Origin of the sequence: Pseudomonas sp. 2822-17, assembly GCF_002742485.1 — a bacterium.
Classification (GTDB): domain Bacteria; phylum Pseudomonadota; class Gammaproteobacteria; order Pseudomonadales; family Pseudomonadaceae; genus Aquipseudomonas; species Aquipseudomonas cyclaminis.
Window position 1 is genome coordinate 13,458 of record NZ_LJRZ01000300.1, and the last position, 18,517, is coordinate 31,974.

At 62.5% G+C, this 18,517-nt stretch carries 19 protein-coding genes; 13 read left to right on the forward strand and 6 right to left on the reverse strand.

Annotated elements, in window-relative coordinates:
* Positions 1 to 32: 32 nt before the first annotated feature.
* Both AOA60_RS05685 and AOA60_RS33015 read left to right on the forward strand, forming a co-directional pair.
* A complete protein-coding gene (locus AOA60_RS05685; RefSeq protein ID WP_099583561.1) occupies positions 33 to 1,046 on the forward strand; it encodes a zinc-binding alcohol dehydrogenase family protein in 1,014 nt (337 codons plus the stop codon).
* 146 nt (positions 1,047 to 1,192) lie between these two features.
* A complete protein-coding gene (locus AOA60_RS33015) occupies positions 1,193 to 1,366 on the forward strand; it encodes a hypothetical protein (protein WP_177411507.1) in 174 nt (57 codons plus the stop codon).
* Positions 1,367 to 1,374: 8 nt separating this feature from the next.
* Here AOA60_RS33015 and AOA60_RS05690 read toward each other — a convergent pair whose 3' ends face one another.
* Both AOA60_RS05690 and AOA60_RS05695 read right to left on the reverse strand, forming a co-directional pair.
* Positions 1,375 to 2,568, reverse strand: a complete 1,194-nt coding sequence (locus tag AOA60_RS05690; RefSeq protein ID WP_099583562.1) for a multidrug effflux MFS transporter — start codon at positions 2,566 to 2,568, stop codon at positions 1,375 to 1,377.
* 84 nt (positions 2,569 to 2,652) lie between these two features.
* Positions 2,653 to 2,850, reverse strand: a complete 198-nt coding sequence (locus AOA60_RS05695; RefSeq protein ID WP_099583563.1) for a heavy-metal-associated domain-containing protein — start codon at positions 2,848 to 2,850, stop codon at positions 2,653 to 2,655.
* 147 nt (positions 2,851 to 2,997) lie between these two features.
* Here AOA60_RS05695 and AOA60_RS05700 point away from each other — a divergent pair, with 147 nt between their 5' ends.
* The 3 genes from AOA60_RS05700 (at position 2,998) to cueR (ending at position 6,044) form a co-directional block, all read left to right on the forward strand.
* A complete protein-coding gene (locus AOA60_RS05700; protein ID WP_099583564.1) occupies positions 2,998 to 3,378 on the forward strand; it encodes a hypothetical protein in 381 nt (126 codons plus the stop codon).
* A gap of 66 nt (positions 3,379 to 3,444) precedes the next feature.
* A complete protein-coding gene (locus tag AOA60_RS05705; RefSeq protein ID WP_099583565.1) occupies positions 3,445 to 5,646 on the forward strand; it encodes a cation-translocating P-type ATPase in 2,202 nt (733 codons plus the stop codon).
* Complete coding sequence (gene cueR, locus AOA60_RS05710) at positions 5,643 to 6,044, forward strand: Cu(I)-responsive transcriptional regulator (RefSeq protein WP_099583566.1); 402 nt, start codon at positions 5,643 to 5,645, stop codon at positions 6,042 to 6,044. The genes AOA60_RS05705 and cueR overlap by 4 nt, the downstream gene beginning before the upstream one ends.
* Before the next feature lie 373 nt (positions 6,045 to 6,417).
* Here the strand turns inward: cueR and AOA60_RS05720 are convergent, their stop codons facing one another.
* Together AOA60_RS05720 and AOA60_RS05725 are read right to left on the reverse strand one after the other, a co-directional pair.
* The gene (locus AOA60_RS05720) at positions 6,418 to 7,317 is read right to left on the reverse strand and encodes a PA4780 family RIO1-like protein kinase (protein WP_099583567.1); all 900 of its coding nucleotides are present in this window, start codon (positions 7,315 to 7,317) and stop codon (positions 6,418 to 6,420) included.
* A gap of 124 nt (positions 7,318 to 7,441) precedes the next feature.
* Positions 7,442 to 8,719: an acetyl-CoA C-acetyltransferase gene (locus tag AOA60_RS05725; protein ID WP_099583568.1), complete on the reverse strand. Its 1,278-nt coding sequence runs from the start codon at positions 8,717 to 8,719 to the stop codon at positions 7,442 to 7,444.
* A 105-nt stretch (positions 8,720 to 8,824) separates the two neighbouring features.
* Here AOA60_RS05725 and AOA60_RS05730 point away from each other — a divergent pair, with 105 nt between their 5' ends.
* Positions 8,825 to 10,168 (forward strand): 3-oxoacyl-ACP reductase, encoded by a 1,344-nt coding sequence (locus tag AOA60_RS05730; protein WP_099583569.1) that lies wholly within the window; start codon positions 8,825 to 8,827, stop codon positions 10,166 to 10,168.
* 2 nt (positions 10,169 to 10,170) lie between these two features.
* Positions 10,171 to 11,019, forward strand: coding sequence for a MaoC family dehydratase (locus AOA60_RS05735; protein ID WP_099583570.1), 849 nt, complete (start codon positions 10,171 to 10,173; stop codon positions 11,017 to 11,019).
* Between the two features lie 96 nt (positions 11,020 to 11,115).
* Here the strand turns inward: AOA60_RS05735 and AOA60_RS05740 are convergent, their stop codons facing one another.
* Positions 11,116 to 11,520, reverse strand: a complete 405-nt coding sequence (locus tag AOA60_RS05740; RefSeq protein WP_099583571.1) for a response regulator — start codon at positions 11,518 to 11,520, stop codon at positions 11,116 to 11,118.
* A 47-nt stretch (positions 11,521 to 11,567) separates the two neighbouring features.
* Positions 11,568 to 11,765 carry a Flp family type IVb pilin gene (locus AOA60_RS05745; protein WP_099583572.1) on the reverse strand — a complete coding sequence of 66 codons (198 nt, stop codon included), beginning with the start codon at positions 11,763 to 11,765 and terminating at the stop codon, positions 11,568 to 11,570.
* Between the two features lie 329 nt (positions 11,766 to 12,094).
* On the opposite strand from AOA60_RS05745, the gene cpaB reads away from it, so the two are divergent.
* Genes cpaB through AOA60_RS05775 form a run of 6 tightly spaced genes read left to right on the forward strand, consistent with a single transcriptional unit; the run spans position 12,095 to position 18,509 of the window.
* A complete protein-coding gene (cpaB, locus tag AOA60_RS05750) occupies positions 12,095 to 13,033 on the forward strand; it encodes a Flp pilus assembly protein CpaB (RefSeq protein WP_099583573.1) in 939 nt (312 codons plus the stop codon).
* A gap of 19 nt (positions 13,034 to 13,052) precedes the next feature.
* A complete protein-coding gene (locus AOA60_RS05755) occupies positions 13,053 to 14,270 on the forward strand; it encodes a type II and III secretion system protein family protein (RefSeq protein WP_099583574.1) in 1,218 nt (405 codons plus the stop codon).
* Complete coding sequence (locus AOA60_RS05760; protein ID WP_099583575.1) at positions 14,267 to 15,460, forward strand: pilus assembly protein; 1,194 nt, start codon at positions 14,267 to 14,269, stop codon at positions 15,458 to 15,460. Before AOA60_RS05755 ends, AOA60_RS05760 begins: the two co-directional genes overlap by 4 nt.
* Positions 15,457 to 16,728 carry a CpaF family protein gene (locus AOA60_RS05765; protein ID WP_099583576.1) on the forward strand — a complete coding sequence of 424 codons (1,272 nt, stop codon included), beginning with the start codon at positions 15,457 to 15,459 and terminating at the stop codon, positions 16,726 to 16,728. The genes AOA60_RS05760 and AOA60_RS05765 overlap by 4 nt, the downstream gene beginning before the upstream one ends.
* A gap of 10 nt (positions 16,729 to 16,738) precedes the next feature.
* On the forward strand, positions 16,739 to 17,620 hold the full coding sequence (locus tag AOA60_RS05770) for a type II secretion system F family protein (RefSeq protein WP_099583577.1): 882 nt from the start codon (positions 16,739 to 16,741) through the stop codon (positions 17,618 to 17,620).
* Between the two features lies 1 nt (position 17,621).
* Complete coding sequence (locus tag AOA60_RS05775; protein WP_099583578.1) at positions 17,622 to 18,509, forward strand: type II secretion system F family protein; 888 nt, start codon at positions 17,622 to 17,624, stop codon at positions 18,507 to 18,509.
* The last annotated feature ends 8 nt before the right edge of the window (positions 18,510 to 18,517 follow it).

The following is an 18,517-nucleotide window of genomic DNA, read 5'->3' on the forward strand; positions in this document are numbered from 1 at the left end:
CCATCCCGTTCACCCGCCGTTTTGGAGCTCCCATGAAAGCCATTGCCTACTACGCATCACTGCCCATCACCGATGAAAAATCCCTGCAAGACATCGAATTGCCGGAGCCCGTCGCCGGCCCTCGCGACCTGCTGGTGGAAGTCAAAGCCATCTCGGTGAACCCGGTGGATACCAAGGTGCGCCAGAACGTCGCCCCGGAAAACGGCGCCGCCAAGGTGCTCGGATGGGACGTCGCCGGTGTGGTCAAGGCGGTCGGCAGTGACGTGAGCCTGTTCAAGGTCGGCGACAAGGTGTTCTACGCCGGCTCCCTGGTACGCCCAGGCGGCAACAGTGAACTGCACACCGTGGACGAGCGTATCGTCGGCCATATGCCCAAGAGCCTGGGCTTTGCCGAAGCCGCCGCGCTGCCGCTGACCGCCATCACCGCTTGGGAACTGCTGTTCGAGCGCCTGCAAGTGCGTGAGGGTAAAGACGACGAAGGCCAGAGCCTGCTCATCGTCGGCGCTGCCGGTGGCGTCGGTTCGATCCTGACCCAACTGGCCAGCCAGCTCACCGCATTGAAAGTGATCGGTACCGCCTCGCGCCCGGAAACACAGGCATGGGCCAAGGCGCTCGGCGCCGATCTGGTGATCGACCACAGCCAACCGCTGAGCGAAGCGCTGAAACACGCCGGCCACCCGCAGGTGACCCACGTTGCCAGCCTGACCCAGACCGACCATCACCTGGATCAACTGGTAGAAGCCCTACAGCCCCAGGGCAAACTGGCACTGATCGACGACCCCAAGGCATTGGACGTGAGCAAGCTCAAGCGCAAGAGCCTGTCGCTGCATTGGGAGTTCATGTACACGCGCTCGATGTTCGAGACGCCAGACATGATTGAGCAACACAACCTGCTCAATCGGGTGGCCGAGCTGATCGACGCCGGCACCCTGGAAACCACGGTGGGCGAGCACTTCGGTGTGATCAATGCAGCGAACCTGCGTCGAGCCCACGCCCTGCTGGAAAGCGGCAAGGCCAAGGGCAAGATCGTGCTGGAAGGCTTCTGAAATAACGGCTGTCAGTGTCGTCCCTTATTCGTGTAAGTAATGGACGACACCGCTAGTCAGAGAGTTGATCTTTGTCATATTTGTAAGCGTATTCGGGTTTATATTGGCCGCCTTTGCCACGATTCTTTTACGTGAGGAAGTCAGCAATGAAGATCCTGATAAAAGCGTTAGCAAAATCCCAGTGGGAAGTTCGTCTGGACCAGAAGGCGATTACTTTTCACACTGAAGCCGAGGCACGCGCCTTTGCCGATACCCTGCAAGCGCGCATCCAGGCGCCCCACCGCTTTCCAATCAGCCAGCAACATTCCGCCGCTGGCTGACCCGCTCGTCAGACCTGCGCTTGCGCGGCTCTCGCCCGTTGCAGGCGCTGGGTCGACACGGCCACCGTCACCGCCAATACGCCGCACAGGCTGATGACCATCGCCATCGGCATGGCCGTGCCATCGTGCAACACCCCCACCAACGACGCCGCCCCCGCCGCCACACCAAACTGGATGCAGCCAAGCAGTGCCGACGCACTGCCGGCCCGTGCGCCCTGCCCGCTCATGGCACAGGCTGAGGTATTGGGCAAAATGCAGCCCAGGCTGGCGATGCAGATAAACAGTGGCACCAGCAATGGCCACAGCGCATCAGTGCGCAACGCGGTGATGCCCAGCAGCGTCAGGCCTGCCAGCAGATACACCCACACCGAACGCGACAGCAAAAACGCCGGCCCACGCTTGGCCAGCAGGCGTGCGTTGAGCTGCGCCACCAGGATGAAGCCTGCGGCGTTGGAGCCAAACACCCAGCCGTAATGCTCGGCGGGCACGCCATACAGCTTGATAAACACGAACGGTGAACCGGCGATGTAGGCAAACATCCCGGCAATCGACAGCGCGCCGGTGAGGGCGTAGCCGAGGTAAACCCGGTCGGACAGCAACCCAAAGTAGCGGCGCAACGAGCCCGACAACGGCTGGCGCGGCTGATGGGCCGGGAAGGTCTCGGGCAGGCCGAATGCCACAGCAACGGCGGCCATCACACTGAAGATCGTCAACGCCAGGAAGATCGACTGCCAGCCCCACAACCCGACCATCACCCCGCCGGCCAGCGGCGCGAGGATGGGCGCCAGGCCGGTCACCAGCATTAATTGAGAAAACACTTTGGCCGAACCCACGGCGTCGCATTTGTCGCTGACCACCGCGCGGGAAATCACCATGCCGGCGCACCCGCCCAGGGCCTGCACGAAGCGGGCGCCGATCAGCCAATCCAGGGAGGGCGCGTAGGCGCAGGCGAAAGAGGCCAGGGTGAACAGGGTCACGCCGCTGAGCAGCGGCCCGCGTCGGCCGAAACGATCCGCCAGCGGGCCGTAGATCAATTGGCCGATGGCCAGGCCGGCGAAGTACACCGCCAGGGTCAGCTGGATGTGTTTTTCATCGGTGGCGAAGGCCGTGGCCATTGCCGGAAAGCCTGGCAGGTAAAAGTCGATCGCCAGCGGCGCGAAGGCGCTCAAGGCACCCAGGATCAGGATTATGCGAAGGTTCATCAGGCACCCAAGAGAGTCGGCAGCCCGACAGTCTAGCCGGGCCTGGGTGCCTTGAACATAACGATAGCTCGCTAACTATTAAAATCAGGCGAGCGTGGCGCTGTAGCCTTCCTCGGTGATCAGTCTGATCACCTTTTCGGCAGACAGACGGCTTTCCACGCCCACTTCCTTTGCCGCCAGATCGACCTTCACACTGGCCGCCGGGTCCTGGCTCTGCACCGCCTGGGTCACGGCCTTGACGCAATGGCCGCAGGTCATTCCTTCAACGCTGAATACTTGCATGACATGACTCCTTTGATGAGGTTGAAACCAGTCTCGACCTTGCCACGATGGCAAGGTCAAGTTCTGAAAAAATCGGCCGGGCTGGTATTCGGCGGCACTGTCGGCCAAGCTTGAGCCATCTTTGATTCATACCACGGAGCATTCGCCATGCGCTGGTCGTTTTTTGCCCTTGCCGGCTTGATGAGTTTGTCTGCCGCTGCGCCCATGGCCAGTGCCGATCAAGACTATGCGGTGCTGATCATTTCCCGGGAGCGCCTGGAAGTGCTGACCAACTGCGAGATCGGCCTCTACCTGAATGACCAACTGGCCGGCCGGCTGTTCCAGGAACAGGCCACCTCCTTCAACCTGCCCGCTGGCGATGTGTCACTGCGCCTGAAGCTGCTGCCGGGCCAGGCGCCGGGCTGCCTGCCAGGCCTGCTCGCCCCGCCCGCGCAGAACATCAAGCTCAAGGCCGGTGATGTACGCAAGCTGCGGATTGCCCAAGGCCCGGACGGCATGTACCTCAAAGCCGCTGCATTGGACTACTGAAGGCGCTTGACCTTACCCACAGGTCAAGGTTGATCCTAGGGGCAACTTCTCCTGGAGGACTGCCCCATGAATGGATCCACCACCTTTGATCTGCCCATCAGCGGCATGACCTGCGCCAGTTGCGCCGGGCGTGTCGAGCGTGCGCTGGGCAAGGTGCCGGGGGTGCAAAGCGTCAGCGTCAACCTGGCCAATGAGCGTGCCCACGTCCAAGTGCAGGGCCAGATGGACCCCGCCGTGCTGATCGCCGCCGTCGACAAGGCCGGTTACAGCGCGAGCCTGCCCCAAAGCGAAATAGCCACCGAGACCGATCAAGCCCAGCGCCTGCACCGCGAGCGTTGGTCGCTGCTGCTGGCGATTGCGCTGGCCCTGCCGTTGGTGCTGCCGATGCTGGTAGAGCCCTTCGGCCTGCACTGGATGCTCCCGGCCTGGGTGCAATTCGCCCTCGCCACCCCCGTGCAATTCATCTTTGGTGCGCGCTTCTATATAGCCGCCTGGAAAGCTGTGCGCGCCGGTGCCGGCAATATGGACTTGCTGGTGGCCATCGGCACCAGCGCCGGTTATGGCCTGAGTATTTACGAATGGCTCACCGCCCAGGCTGGAATGGCGCCGCACCTGTACTTTGAAGCATCGGCGGTGGTGATCGCCCTGGTGCTGCTGGGCAAATACCTGGAAAGCCGCGCCAAACGCCAGACCGCGAGTGCCATCCGAGCCCTGGAGGCCTTGCGCCCTGAACGCGCCCTGCGTGTACAGGATGGGCGCGAAGAGGATGTCGCGATCAGCGCGCTGCAGCTCAATGACCAGGTGCTGGTCAAACCCGGCGAGCGTTTCCCGGTGGACGGTGAAGTGATCGAAGGCCAAAGCCATGCCGACGAGGCGCTGATCAGCGGCGAAAGCCTGCCAGTGCCCAAACAACCCGGCGATAACGTCACTGGCGGCGCCATCAATGGTGAAGGTCGCCTGCTGGTGCGCACCACCGCCCTTGGCGCTGAAAGTGTGTTGGCACGCATCATCCGCCTGGTCGAAGACGCCCAGGCCGCCAAGGCGCCGATTCAGAAACTGGTGGATAAAGTCAGCCAGGTCTTCGTCCCCGCCGTACTGGTACTGGCGTTGCTCACGCTGGTGGGTTGGTGGCTGTACGGCGCGTCGCTGGAAACGGCGATTATCAACGCCGTGGCGGTGCTTGTGATCGCCTGCCCCTGCGCCCTCGGGCTGGCCACGCCGACTGCAATCATGGCCGGCACGGGTGTTGCCGCCCGCTATGGCATCCTGATCAAAGACGCCGAAGCCCTGGAACGCGCGCATGAGGTGAGCGCCGTGGTCTTCGACAAGACCGGCACCCTCACCTCCGGTACGCCAAAGATCGCGCACCTGGTCGCGGTGGATGGCAATCAAGCCGTGCTGCTGCAACAGGCCGGCGCGCTGCAACGTGGCAGCGAACATCCGCTGGCCAAGGCCGTGCTGGATGCCTGCAACGAACAAGGGCTGAAGGTGGCGGATGTGAGCGCCAGCCAGTCCCTGACCGGGCGTGGTATTGCAGGCACCCTCGACGGCCGGCCATTGGCCCTGGGCAATCGCCGCCTGCTGGAGGAAAGCGGCTTGAGCGCGGGGGACCTGGCAGGCTCCGCCAACGACTGGGAAGCCGAAGGCCGCACCTTGTCCTGGCTGATCGAACAGGGCCCGCAACCGCGCGTGCTCGGGCTGTTCGCCTTTGGCGACACCCTCAAGCCCGGTGCGTTGGCAGCCGTTGAGCAACTCAAGGCCCGGCACATCAGCAGCCATTTACTGACCGGCGACAATCGCGGCAGCGCCCGCGTGGTCGCGCAAGCGTTGGGCATCGACGATGTGCACGCCGAAGTACTGCCCGCCGATAAGGCCGCCACCGTCGCCGAGCTTAAAAAAACCGGCGTAGTGGCGATGGTCGGTGACGGCATCAACGACGCCCCAGCCCTGGCTGCCGCCGATATCGGCATCGCCATGGGCGGCGGCACCGACGTGGCCATGCACGCCGCCGGGATCACCCTGATGCGCGGCGACCCGCGCTTGGTGCCGGCCGCCCTGGAGATCAGCCGCAAGACCTATGCAAAAATCCGCCAGAACCTGTTCTGGGCCTTTGTGTATAACTTGATCGGTATCCCCCTGGCCGCATTCGGCCTGCTCAACCCGGTGCTGGCGGGCGCGGCCATGGCCTTGTCCAGCGTCAGCGTGGTGAGCAATGCTCTGCTGTTGAAAACCTGGAAACCCAAGGACCTGGAGGATCAACGCCCATGAACATCGGCCAAGCCGCTCGCCAAAGCGGGCTGAGCGCGAAGATGATTCGCTACTACGAATCCATCGGCCTGCTCAAAGCCGCCCACCGCACGGACAGCGGCTACCGTGTGTACGGCCCGCAGGATTTGCACACGTTGGCGTTTATCAAACGCTCGCGGGATCTGGGGTTTTCATTGGAAGAGGTCGGCAAGCTGCTGACCCTGTGGCAGGACCGGCAACGGGCCAGCGCCGACGTGAAGGCCCTGGCGCGCCAGCACATTGACGAGTTGAACCACAAGATTCGCGAACTGGGGCAACTGCGCGATACCTTGCAGGACCTGATGGAGCACTGCCAGGGCGATCATCGACCGGACTGTCCGATACTCAAAGAGTTGGCAGCGGGAAACTGCTGCGGCTGACAGGCTGTGCAAAAAAATCATTGTGGGAGGGGGCTTGCTCCCGATGGCGGTGGCTCAGTTAAAGATACTGAGACTGACCCACTGCTATCGGAGCATAGCTATCTACACAACTCTCAAAGGCTTATACATAACTCTGTGGTGAGCGGGCTTGTCCCGCGCTGGGCTGCGCAGCAGCCCCAAAACCAGGCAACTTGGTTTTTCTGAAAAAACGCGGTGGCTTTGATGGGGCTGCTTCGCAGCCCAGCGCGGGACAAGCCCGCTCACCACAACAGCCCAGTTGCCATAGATTCAGTATCCACGGGAAGTTGTGTAGATACCTATGGCTATCGGAGGCAAGCCTCCTCCCACATTTTTAACCTCATCTACCCTGAGATCACTGCATCCAGGGCGGCGGCGGTGGCTCGTCCGGCACTTTGCTAGACGGCGCATCGTCTGCCGCTCGAATCGCCTGCTTGCGCTCTTCATCCAGCCGCGCCGCTTCAATCTCGCGGATCACGCCGCCCACATCCGCCAACTCTTCCGGCTCGTCGAACTCACCGGTCAAGACGCTGGCCGGGTGCAAGGTGCCGGCTTCGTACAGCGCCCACATTTCCTTGGCGTACTTGGTCTTCTTCAACTCCGGGGCAAAGCGTCCGAAGTAGGAAGCCATGTTGCCCACGTCGCGCTCCAGCATGTTGAACGCATGGTTGTTGCCCGCCGCATCGACCGCCTGGGGCAGGTCGATGATCACCGGGCCGGTAGGCGTCAGCAGTACGTTGAACTCGGAAAGGTCACCGTGCACCAGGCCGGTACACAGCGTCAGCACGATCTGGGAAATCAGGAAGGCGTGGTATTCGCGCGCCTGATCCGGCTCCAGTGTCACGTCGTTCAGACGCGGCGCCGCATCGCCGTATTCGTCGGCCACCAGTTCCATCAACAGCACGCCTTCAAGGAAGTCGTAGGGCTTGGGCACGCGAACGCCCGCGCCGGCCAGGCGGAACAACGCCGCCACTTCGGCGTTCTGCCAGGCATCCTCGGTTTCTTTCTTACCGAACTTGGAGCCCTTGGCCATGGCCCGGGCCTGACGGCTGTTACGGACCTTACGGCCTTCCTGGTATTCGGAGGCCTGACGAAAGCTTCGTTTATTCGCCTCCTTGTAAACCTTGGCGCAACGCAATTCGTTGCCGCAGCGCACCACATAAACAGCTGCTTCTTTACCACTCATGAGAGGGCGCAGCACTTCGTCGACCAGACCGTCTTCGATCAGGGGTTCAATGCGTTTAGGAGTCTTCATCAGCTTTTATTGTGGGTCCTTTATTACCAAATACGCGTATGGCACTCGTTATACGGCAATCGGCTCGCCGGTGGGAGGGGCTACCGACCGTTGATTGCTTAAGAATGCATCCAATATGCCAGTTTCAACGCTCAATGATCGCCGTCACGCCTTGGCCGCCTGCGGCGCAGATCGAAATCAGCCCACGGCCCTTGCCTGCTGTATCCAACAATTTAGCCAGGTTGGCAACGATGCGCCCACCGGTGGCGGCAAACGGGTGGCCGGCGGCCAGGGAACTGCCCTTCACATTGAGCCGGCTGCGGTCGATGGCACCCAGCGGTGCGTCCAGCCCGAGGCGGGTCTTGCAGTAGTCCGCATCTTCCCAGGCCTTGAGCGTGCACAACACCTGGGCCGCGAAAGCTTCATGAATCTCGTAGTAATCGAAGTCCTGCAACGTCAGACCATTCCTCGCCAGCAGACGCGGCACCGCATACACCGGCGCCATCAACAGGCCTTCGGCGCCGTTGACGAAATCCACCGCCGCCGCTTCGCCATCGCGCAGGTACGCCAGGATCGGCAAGCCCCGCTCTTTCGCCCACGCCTCACTGCCCAGCAGCACCAGGGATGCACCATCGGTGAGCGGCGTGGAGTTGCCGGCGGTGAGTGTGCCCTTTTCGCTGCGTTCGAAGGCCGGCTTGAGGGCGGCGAGTTTTTCCGGCGTCAGGTCGGGGCGCAGGTTGTTGTCGCGGGTCAGGCCCAGAAACGGGGTGAGCAGATCGTTGTGCCAGCCTTCGGCATAGGCGGCCGCCATTTTCTGATGGCTCTGCAGTGCAAGCTGGTCCTGCTCGGCGCGGGGGATCTGCCAGGTCTGCGCCATCAACTCACAGTGCTGGCCCATGGACAAACCGTTGCGGGGCTCGCCATTGCGCGGCAGTTCGGGCTTAAGGTGATGGGGACGAAGTTGTAACAGGACTTTTAATTTATCCGCCATGGATTTGCTGCGGTTGGCTTGCAGCAGGAGCTTGCGCAGCCCTTCATTCACCCCAATCGGCGCGTCGGACGTCGTGTCGACCCCGCCGGCGATGCCGCATTCGATCTGGCCCAGGGCAATCTTGTTGGCCACCAGCAATGCCGCCTCCAGCCCGGTGCCGCAGGCCTGCTGGATGTCATAGGCCGGGGTTTGCGGCGACAGGCGCGAGCCCAGCACGCATTCGCGGGTCAGGTTGAAGTCCCGCGAATGCTTGAGCACCGCACCCGCGGCCACTTCGCCCATGCGCAGGCCATGCAGGTTGTAGCGTTCGATCAAGCCTTCCAGCGCGGCGGTCAGCATCGCCTGGTTGCTCGCGGTAGCGTACGGGCCATTGGAACGGGCGAACGGAATGCGGTTACCACCAATGATCGCTACACGGCGCAATTGAGTCATGGAAAGCTCCCTCTGTCTGTTATGGGCTTGATCACTGAGCCTAGTCGAACGACTGCTACCCTGGGATGGTCAACCCTTTGAACCCCAGCCTTCGGAGAGCGTTCCATGTCTGACCGTTATATCGACTTCGCCAACTCAAGCCTCGGCCATCGTCTGGTCGCCGCCCTTGGCCTGCCGTCACCGGTACGCCTGGAACGCTGGCAAGCCGGACGCCTGCGCCCGGTAGACGGTGCACTGCTGCTGGGCGGTGGTGCCCTGGCGAGCAAGGTGCAGGCATTTGCCCACAAACTCACTGACGCGACTTACACCTACGGCGCCGAGTCATCCACCTGGATTCCCGGACACGGCCCCAAGCTCAAAGCGGTGGTGTTCGATGCCAGCGAGTTGCAACACACCGACCAGCTCAAGCAACTGCGCGAGTTCTTCCAGCCGCTGATGAAAAACCTCGCCAACAGCGCTCACCTGGTGATCCTCGGCCGCGCTCCGGAAAGTCTCAGCGAACCGTTCGCCGCCAGCGCCCAACGCGCCCTGGAAGGCTTCAGCCGTTCACTGGCCAAGGAACTGCGCAACGGCGGCGTGTTGCAACTGCTGTACGTCGGCGAGGGTGCCGAGGACCAGTTGGAAGGCGCGCTGCGTTTCTTCCTCTCGCCGAAAAGCGCCTACATCTCTGGCCAGGTGATCCGCCTGCAGGCTTGCGCCACCCCCGTCGAGGATTGGACCCGCCCACTGGCCGGACGCAAAGCGCTGGTCACTGGCGCGGCGCGCGGCATCGGCGCGTCCATCGCCGAAACCCTGGCCCGCGACGGTGCCGACGTCATCCTGCTGGATGTGCCGCAAGCCAAATCCGACCTCGAAGCCCTCGCCGCGCGCCTGGGTGCGCGCACCGTGGTGCTGGATATCTGCGCCGAAGACGCCGCCGGCCAGTTGATCGAACACTTGCCCGATGGCCTCGACATCCTGGTGCACAACGCGGGCATCACCCGTGACAAAACCCTGGCCAACATGACCCCGGAATATTGGGACGCGGTGCTGGCGGTCAACCTCAATGCGCCACAAGTGCTGACCCAGGCGCTGCTCGACAGCGGTCGCCTGCACGACAACGCCCGCGTGGTAGTGCTGGCCTCTATCAGTGGCATCGCCGGCAACCGTGGGCAAACCAACTACGCCGCGAGCAAGGCGGGTTTGATCGGACTGGTGCAGGCATGGGCGCCGTTGCTCAAGGAGCGCGGGATCAGCATCAACGCCGTGGCGCCAGGGTTTATCGAAACCCAGATGACCGCGCATATCCCGTTCGCCCTGCGTGAAGCCGGGCGCCGCATGAGTTCCCTGGGCCAAGGCGGTTTGCCCCAGGACGTCGCCGAAGCCGTGGCCTGGCTCGGCCAGCCGGGCTCCGGCGCGGTCAGCGGGCAAGCATTGCGGGTGTGCGGGCAAAGTCTATTGGGAGCGTAAATATGGAATGGCAGACCTTAGGCAATACTCCGTTTCTGCCGCCGTTGTATTGGCGGGCGGCGCTCAAGCGCAAGATTACCGGCAGCACGCTGCCTGAGCAGGGCCTGCGCTGTCGGGTCAGCGTCAACCCCGGGGACGTGGCGGCGTATCGCAAGGTCTGCGGCTTTGCCGACAGCCCGATCCTGCCGGCGACCTATCCGCACATCCTGGCGTTTGGATTGCAGATGCAGCTGCTCACGGACAAGGCATTTCCCTTCCCGTTGCTGGGGTTGATCCACCTGAGCAATCGCATTCGCATCCATCGACCGCTGGGCGGCGTAAACGAGCTGTGCATCGCTGTGCACACGCAAAACCTGCAACCTCACGCCAAGGGCGCAACCTTTGAGGTGGTGACCACTGTCGAAGATGCTCTAGGCGTGCTGTGGGAAGCCGAGAGCCGGATGCTCTGCCGAGGCGTAAAACTCGAAGGCGAAGCAGCCGATGACACCCAGCCCACTCCTGCGCAGATCAGCGAACTGACCCGCTGGAAAGCCCCCACCGATATCGGCCGTCGTTACGCGAGGGTCTCCGGCGACTACAACCCGATCCACCTGAGTGCGCCGACTGCCAAATTGTTCGGCTTCCCCCAGGCCATCGCCCATGGACTCTGGAACAAGGCGCGCACACTTGCGGCCCTCGGTGAGCACCTGCCCGCGGCCAATGTGGAAATCGACGTAGTGTTCAAGAAGCCGGTGCGCCTGCCCAGCGAAGTGATATTGCACAGCAGCGCCTCCGGTTCCAGCGGTGAATTACTGCTGAAAGGCGCCGCAGACATTGAACATATGCTGGGTAAATGGCGGCCAATCGCATAAAAACCGCCGATGTCGGACGAGGCTCTCGACAGCCTCAACCGCAAGCCGCGGTATTCCTTGAGCTTCAGTTATCAACTCTGACGAGGTGCACAGTGCTCACGAGGATGAATGCTTTTTGAGCGGAAACAGGTTATCCAACGTATCGATCAACCGCACCAGGTAGATCGGCTTGCGAAACAGGTCGAGCACCTGCAGGCGCAACATGTCGCTGACATCATCCATCTCGGCATGACCCGACATCACAATCACCGGCAGGTGCGAGCGTGAGGTGTGTTCGCGCAGGCGCTTGATCAAGGAGATCCCGCTTTCTTCGGGCATGCGCAGGTCGGTGATGACCAGGGCAATATCCGGGTGAAGTGTCAATTCTTGCAAGGCGAAGGTGACGGAGGTGGCGGTAAAGCAGACGAATCCCTCGTTTTCGAGAGATTCGGCGAGCTCGATCAGGGCGTCCTCTTCATCGTCCACCAATAAGATTTGCTGGCGTGAAGAAGATGCGCTCATGGCCGTACCTGCGAGGGAAAAGATCGAATGACTGGCACATCCTGGCATCAAGTCCCCGTCGGCATTTGCGACGACATATTGGTGAAGATGGTACTTATCTTGCCACCCAATCCGGTCCCTGCACCGACAATGACCAGGGCAACCAGCGCCACAATAATGGCGTATTCAATACCTGAGGCACCCTCGCTGCGTTTGAAGAACAGTTGCGTCTGCACGTAAAGCTTCACTATCAGGTCAAGGAACATATGACTTCTCCCTAAAGCGCCACGGATTGCCGGTACGGCTCTAGCACGATCTACGCGGCGTGCCACTAGAGCATTGTCAACAAACCCTGGGCTCACAACTGTAATAACGAGTTAATCACAAAGTATTAGTCGCAAAGTTGGCGTCATAAAACCAAGCGTTCAAGGAGGCGGATCTTTAGTTCCGGTAAATTTTTTGTCAGGTAATGGCATTTCGTCCTAGCTGAGCTACCTTCAAATAGCCAAATCGTTAGATGTTCATCACAGCCAGGTTGCGAATTAACTCGTTTGGATTGGCGGGACTGTAGTGCAACCGGAAAGGGAGAGCCGTCATGAACAGTCGTATCAGCATGATCCTGGCTGGCGTGCTGTTGGTCGGGGCGTTGATCGCGGGGTATTGGGGGCTGGTGCTGAGCCGCCAACCTGCCCCCGTCGCCGAACCTGTCATTTCTGCTGAAAAACCCGCCGCTGACGCCGAAGACCAGACCCGCCTCCCGGTCGTGGTGCTGGTGCGCGATGTGCCGCCTTTCGTGGCGCTGACCGAAACCGACCTGGCCGTGGAAAAGCTGCGCACGGTGCCTGCCGGCAGCCTGACCCAACTTGACCAGGCGATCGGCCGCACCCCGCAGCGCCCCCTGAGCGCCGGCACTTGGCTTAATCAGGAAAGCTTCAGTACGGGCGGCCCGCTGGCCCGCATGATTCGCCCCGACGAGCGCGCACTGGCGGTTGCGGTCGATGAAGTGGTGGGTGCCGGTGGTCAACTGAGCCCCGGCGATTACGTGGACGTGCTGCTGTTTCTGCGCCAAGAGCCGGGCAACGCCGAGCCGTCGGCGCAGATCGTGGTCCCGGCGATGCGCTTGCTCAGCGTCGGCGACCAATTGGGGCTGACCAACGATGGCCAACCCGCCATGCCGCCGCCGGTCACGGCCGAAGAACGTATCCAGGCCGCGCAACGCCGGGCCGCTGCACGCAGCGTCGTGCTCGCCGTGCCGGAGCCTCTATTGAGCCGCCTGATGCTCGCCACGCAAGCCGGTACGTTGCGCCTGGCCGTACGCAGCGCCGACGAGCAACTGCTAAGCCGCTATTGGGCCGGCGACAGCGATGCGGCGCAAAAACTGCAAAGCGCCAACCGCGACCTCTACCAATTCACCCAACTGGCCATGAGCGCGCCGCCCAAACGCGTCGCCGTCGCCGTCACCAGCGGAGGGCCAAGCGTACGACGTGGCATTGAAGTGATTCGCGGCGCCCAAGCGGCGCCGCAAAACCCGTGATTGAGCAAGGATGCCTTGAATGAGCCATCGCTATGCCCCGCTGTTCACGCACATCGCCTGCGCCCTGATGCTGTCGAGCCTGTCGGTCGGCCTCGCAGTGGCGGCGCCGGGCAACTGCAGCGCCCTGGGCCAGTTGCCTGCCGTGGTCGAGGTGGGCGAAGGGCTGCAACAGGAACTGCAGTCGCCGGTGGCGATTACGCGCCTGGCGATTGGCGACCCGAAGATCGCCGATGTGCGGGTCCACGGTGACCGCAATTTTCTGCTCACCGGTGTCGGCGCGGGCGCCACCAGCCTGCTGGTGTGGACCGCCTGCGCCAGCGCGCCGCGCCAGAGCATGGTGTTCGTCAAGGGCAAGGCTACGTCGGCGCTGACCAGCCTGTCGCTGTCGCCGTCGGAGGACCCGTCACTGCCCAGCCAGGTACAGACCGATATCCGCTTTGTCGAAGTCAGCCGCACCAAGCTCAAGGAAGCCAGCACCAAGTTTCTCGGCATGGGCACCAACTTTTTCCTCGGCAGCCCGAACTTGCTGTCGCCCTCCGAAGGCGTGTTCAAACTGCCGGTGAGCACCGACAGTTTCAACGTCGGCTTTGGCGGCGGCCGCGTCAAAGCCATGATCAACGCCCTGGAACGCAGCGGTTTTGCCTACACCCTCGCGCGCCCGAGCCTGGTGGCCATGAGCGGCCAGAGCGCGACCTTCCTCGCGGGCGGCGAAGTCCCGGTGCCGGTGCCCAGCGCAGGCAGTGACACCATTTCCATCGAGTACAAGGAGTTCGGCATCCGCCTCACCCTGACTCCCACCGTGATCGACCGCAACCGCATCACCCTCAAGGTGGCGCCGGAAGTCAGCGAACTGGACTACAGCAACGCGGTGGTGATCCAGGGCATCCAGGTGCCGGCCCTGACCGTCCGCCGCACCGACACCAGCGTGTCCCTGGCCGATGGTGAAAGCTTCGTGATCAGCGGCCTGATCAGCAGCAATAACCGTTCGACCATCAGCAAGTTTCCAGGCCTGGGTGACATCCCGATCCTCGGTGCGTTTTTTCGCGACTCCAACATCAACCGTGAAGAAAAAGAACTGCTGATGATCGTCACGCCGCACCTTGTCCAACCGCTGGCGGCCAACGCTCGCTTGCCCTCTTTGCCCGGCGAAAAACTGCGCAGCTACGACCCGAACTGGTACCGCATGTTTTTCCTCGAAAACGGCAACTTCGACCGTCGCAGCGGACTGTCCCAATGAGCGATAGCCTGAGCCAGACGTTTCTGGCAATCACCCGCAACGACACCGACCTTGAATGGCTGCAGGGCGCCCTTGCGCCACTGGGCCAGGTGGTCAGTGCCGGCAGTGGCTCGCTGGATGAATTGCTCGCCCTGGTGGACGTGACCTTCGCCAACCTGGTGTTCGTGGGCCTCGACCGGGAAAACGTGGTGGCCCAGAGCGCATTGATCGAAGGTGCGCTGGAGGCCAAGCCGATGCTCGCGGTGGTCGCCCTTGGCGACGGCATGGACAACCAGTTGGTGCTGAACGCCATGCGCGCTGGCGCGCGGGATTTTGTTGCCTATGGCTCACGCTCCAGCGAAGTCGCCGGCCTGGTGCGGCGCCTGAGCAAGCGCCTGCCGCCCGTCACGTCGAATGCGCAACTGGGCGGGCTGACCGTGCTGTATGGCACCCAGAGCAATGCCGACGGCGCGATGCTGGCGACGCACCTGGCCATGGTGGTGCAGAAAAGCGGGCAACAGACGCTGGTGCTGGACCTCGGCCTGCCGCGCAGCGACAGCCTGGCGCTGCTGGGCCTGGAAAGCACCTTCAATTTCGGCGATGCACTGCGCCATTTGCGCCGCCTTGATACCACGTTGATCAACAGCGCATTCACCACGGCCAAGGACGGCCTGCGTATCCTCGCGTACGCCACCGGCGACGAACCGCTCAAGCTCACCAGCGCGGCCGAACTGTTCATGTTGCTCAGTGCACTGCGCCAGCATTTCCAGCACATCGTCGTCAACATCACCGGGCAACCGGACAGCGAAGCGCTGCGCACCTTTGTCAGCCACTGCGACAAGCTGCTGTGGTGCACCGACCAGAACGTCCTGGACTGTCGCCGCAACCTCGCAGTCCTCAACCGCTGGCGCGACAAAGGCATGAAGCTCGATCACGCCAAGCTGGTGATCGATCGCTACATCAAGTCATGCGCGCCCGACACCGAAGCGCTGGAAAAAAGCTTCGGCCTGCAGTGCATCGCCGTCCTGCCCTTGAGCGCCGAACTGCGCCTGAACGTGAAAAACCAGGGCCAGACCCTGTTTGTCCTGGCGCCCCGCGAACCCTTGACCCAAGCCGTGCGCGCCTTGGGCGAGCGTCTGGCGAAACGCTCCGAAGGCCTGGAAAAACCGTCAATGCGCTGGTTTGAACGCATCCTGGGGGCTGGACGATGAGCGGCGAAAAACTCTTCGGCGGGCCCGCCCGCAACGCCAATGGCAAAAGCGATAACGACGGCCTGAAGCTGGTGCTGCATCGCTACATCATCGACGCCATTGAAGAATCGGGCAGGAACCTGCTCGAAGGCACGCGCCAATCCCTCGCGCAATTTGTCATCGACAAAGTCTCCGAATACATCACGCGCATGCGCCTGGCAATCTCGCGCTATGAAATGGAGCGGCTGGCCGAAGAGATCGTCGACGAACTCACAGGTTTCGGCCCGCTGGAAGTGCTGCTGCGCGACCCGTCGGTGACCGAGATTCTGGTCAACGGGCCGCATCGGGTATTTATCGAACGCGAAGGCCTGCTGCACCAGAGTGACCTGCGTTTTATCGACGACCATCACGTCGAGCGCGTGATGCAGCGCATCCTTGCGCCACTGGGCCGACGCCTCGACGAGTCGTCGCCGATGGTGGATGCGCGTCTGCCCGATGGCAGCCGGGTCAATGCGATCATCCCGCCGATAGCCCTGGACGGGCCGTGTCTGTCGATCCGCAAATTTCGCAAGGACATGCTCAAGAGCAGCGACCTGGTAGCCATGCAGACCATCGACCAGAGCATCTTCGAGTTCTTCCAGGAGGCCGTAGGCAAGCGCTGCAATATTCTGATCAGCGGCGGCACAGGCACAGGCAAGACCACACTGCTCAATATCCTCAGCCAGTTGATCAACCCCCGTGAACGGCTGGTGACCATCGAAGACGTTGCCGAACTGCAACTGGGGCACCCCCACGTCGTGCGCCTCGAAACCCGCCCGCCGAATGCCGAAGGCCACGGCGAAGTGCGGTCCAGCGACCTGATCCGCAACGCCCTGCGGATGCGCCCGGACCGCATCATCCTCGGCGAAATCCGCGGCGTCGAAGTGCTCGACGTGATGACCGCGATGAACACCGGTCACGACGGTTCCATGAGCACCGTGCACGCCAACAACGCGCAGGATGCGTTGCTGCGCCTGGAAACCCTGGTGGGGTTGACCGGTCGCGTGGTCGCGGAAAAAACCCTGCGCCAGATGATCTGCGCCGCGCTGGACGTGATCATCCAACTCACGCGCATGCCCGATGGCCGCCGCTGTGTGAGCGAAGTGGTGGAAGTGGTCGGCGTGCGCGATGACGTGTATGTCACCAATACCCTGTTCCGCCTGGACCGGCGCACCGGCTTCGGTTTCCTGCGCGAAGCCATCCACCCCGCAGGCGACAAACTGCGCCGCGAATCGGCCTTGCCGCTATAGGGGGCGCTGAATGACCGGACCCTTGCTGCTGCTTATTTGCCTGCTGCTGATCGGCCTGTCGCTGTGGCTGTTCGACAACAGCCTGCGCAAGGCCCAGACCGACCGCGTGCTGGAACGCCTGGGCGACGGGCAGCCCGAGACAGCCGAAGCGAGCACGTCCTGGAGCGGTCTTGAGCGCATGTTCCTGCGTGCAGGGCTGGGTAAACCCACCGACCGCCTGGGCCTGTGGTTGAGTGCGTGGGTGATCGGCGCCCTCTTCGGCTACCTGCTGGGCGACGGCTGGGGCCTGTTCACGATGATCGTCGGCCCGCCGTTGGTGCTGCGCCTTTACATCGGTTGGCGTTACCAGCGCCGCGTCCAGCGCATGGTCGAGCAACTCCCGCAGTTGCTCGACCACAGCGTGCGCAGCCTCAAATCCGGCAGAACCCTGGCCGACGCGGTGTTGGGCGGCATCGAAGGTGTCGAAAACCCACTCAAGGAGGCCATGGGCCGCGTGCAGCGTAACGTGCGCATGGGCGTCAGCCTGCCCGACTCGGTCAGCGACTTCGCTGAGTTCTACGAACAGGACGAGTTTCGCCTGTTCGCCCTGGGCCTCAAGGTCAACCACCGCTACGGCGGCAATGCCAGCGAACTGCTGGAAAACCTGATCAGGATGATCCGCGAGCGCGAACAGGCCTCGCGTCAACTCAAGGCGATGACCGGCGAAACCCGCATGACCGCCTATGTGCTGGGCGGGCTGCCGATCTTGATGGTGGCTTACTTCATCCTGGTCAACCCCGGCTACCTGATGACCATGTGGAATGACGACACCGGGCGCCACATGTTGCTGGCTGCCACCGCGATGGACCTGACGGGCACGTTCGCCATGTGGCGCATGTTGAGGAGTGTCTGAGATGGTGCTTCTGGTAGGTGCCCTGTTGTTTCTCGCGGCGCTGGTCCTGGTGGGCGGTCAGTTGCTGGAGCATCGGCGCCGCGAGCGCCGGGTGACGGAACGCCTGCAAGGGCGCATCACCAGCGAAGCCAGGCTCGGCTCGCTCATCCGGCTACTGGGCGCAAGCTCGTTGGCCCAGGGCTCGGTGAGCCTGGACAGCGAAACGCAGACCCTGCTCAACCGCGTAGGCTGGCGCAAATCCAGCCAACGCTCGCTGTTTGCCGCACTGCAGATCGGCGTGCCATTTGTACTGATGGCCTTGACCCTGCTTGGCCAGGAACTGCTGTTCCCCGAGGTGGAACCAATGTGGATCGCCCCGCTGCTGGCCCTGGGCGTCGGCTACCTGCTGCCCAAGCGCGTACTGGCTACCTCCGCCAGATACCGCCAGCAGCGCATCGCCAGGGAAATCTCCACGTTTATCCCGCTGCTGCGCATCCTGTTCGAGTCGGGCATGGCGATTGAACAATCGTTGCGCGTACTGGGCAGCGAGGCGCAACGCTTGCTGCCCGACCTTACCCACGAATTGCGCCTGATCCTGGCGCGGGTCGATTCCGGCCTGGAACTGGGCGAGGAGCTGGGCAAGACCGCGCACTTGCTGGAAGTCGACGAGTTCACCGACACCTGCGTCATCCTCCAGCAGTTGATCACCCAGGGCGGCGGCGCAATGAAGTCCCTGCTGGCGCTCAAGCAATTGCTCGACGACCGGCGCCTGACCAATCTGCAGGAATTCATCTCGAAGATGTCGGCGAAGATGTCGGTGGTGATGATGGTGTTTCTGTTTCCGGCATTGTTGATTGTCCTCGGCGGCCCGGCCTTTATCGGCATCGCCCGAGCCCTGGTCCATTTTTAAGGAGCACC

What these genes read in the sequence shown, in the direction of transcription:
- AOA60_RS05760 (WP_099583575.1), top strand. Translation starts at nt 14,267, where the DNA reads ATGAGCGATAGCCTGAGCCAGACGTTTCTGGCAATCACCCGCAACGAC.
- AOA60_RS05770 (WP_099583577.1), top strand. Translation starts at nt 16,739, where the DNA reads ATGACCGGACCCTTGCTGCTGCTTATTTGCCTGCTGCTGATCGGCCTG.
- AOA60_RS33015 (WP_177411507.1), top strand. Translation starts at nt 1,193, where the DNA reads ATGAAGATCCTGATAAAAGCGTTAGCAAAATCCCAGTGGGAAGTTCGT.
- AOA60_RS05725 (WP_099583568.1), bottom strand. Translation starts at nt 8,719, where the DNA reads ATGACTCAATTGCGCCGTGTAGCGATCATTGGTGGTAACCGCATTCCG.
- AOA60_RS05740 (WP_099583571.1), bottom strand. Translation starts at nt 11,520, where the DNA reads ATGAGCGCATCTTCTTCACGCCAGCAAATCTTATTGGTGGACGATGAA.
- AOA60_RS05765 (WP_099583576.1), top strand. Translation starts at nt 15,457, where the DNA reads ATGAGCGGCGAAAAACTCTTCGGCGGGCCCGCCCGCAACGCCAATGGC.
- AOA60_RS05700 (WP_099583564.1), top strand. Translation starts at nt 2,998, where the DNA reads ATGCGCTGGTCGTTTTTTGCCCTTGCCGGCTTGATGAGTTTGTCTGCC.
- AOA60_RS05720 (WP_099583567.1), bottom strand. Translation starts at nt 7,317, where the DNA reads ATGAAGACTCCTAAACGCATTGAACCCCTGATCGAAGACGGTCTGGTC.
- AOA60_RS05705 (WP_099583565.1), top strand. Translation starts at nt 3,445, where the DNA reads ATGAATGGATCCACCACCTTTGATCTGCCCATCAGCGGCATGACCTGC.
- cueR (WP_099583566.1), top strand. Translation starts at nt 5,643, where the DNA reads ATGAACATCGGCCAAGCCGCTCGCCAAAGCGGGCTGAGCGCGAAGATG.
- AOA60_RS05775 (WP_099583578.1), top strand. Translation starts at nt 17,622, where the DNA reads ATGGTGCTTCTGGTAGGTGCCCTGTTGTTTCTCGCGGCGCTGGTCCTG.
- AOA60_RS05735 (WP_099583570.1), top strand. Translation starts at nt 10,171, where the DNA reads ATGGAATGGCAGACCTTAGGCAATACTCCGTTTCTGCCGCCGTTGTAT.
- AOA60_RS05690 (WP_099583562.1), bottom strand. Translation starts at nt 2,568, where the DNA reads ATGAACCTTCGCATAATCCTGATCCTGGGTGCCTTGAGCGCCTTCGCG.
- AOA60_RS05755 (WP_099583574.1), top strand. Translation starts at nt 13,053, where the DNA reads ATGAGCCATCGCTATGCCCCGCTGTTCACGCACATCGCCTGCGCCCTG.
- AOA60_RS05745 (WP_099583572.1), bottom strand. Translation starts at nt 11,765, where the DNA reads ATGTTCCTTGACCTGATAGTGAAGCTTTACGTGCAGACGCAACTGTTC.
- AOA60_RS05695 (WP_099583563.1), bottom strand. Translation starts at nt 2,850, where the DNA reads ATGCAAGTATTCAGCGTTGAAGGAATGACCTGCGGCCATTGCGTCAAG.
- AOA60_RS05685 (WP_099583561.1), top strand. Translation starts at nt 33, where the DNA reads ATGAAAGCCATTGCCTACTACGCATCACTGCCCATCACCGATGAAAAA.
- cpaB (WP_099583573.1), top strand. Translation starts at nt 12,095, where the DNA reads ATGAACAGTCGTATCAGCATGATCCTGGCTGGCGTGCTGTTGGTCGGG.
- AOA60_RS05730 (WP_099583569.1), top strand. Translation starts at nt 8,825, where the DNA reads ATGTCTGACCGTTATATCGACTTCGCCAACTCAAGCCTCGGCCATCGT.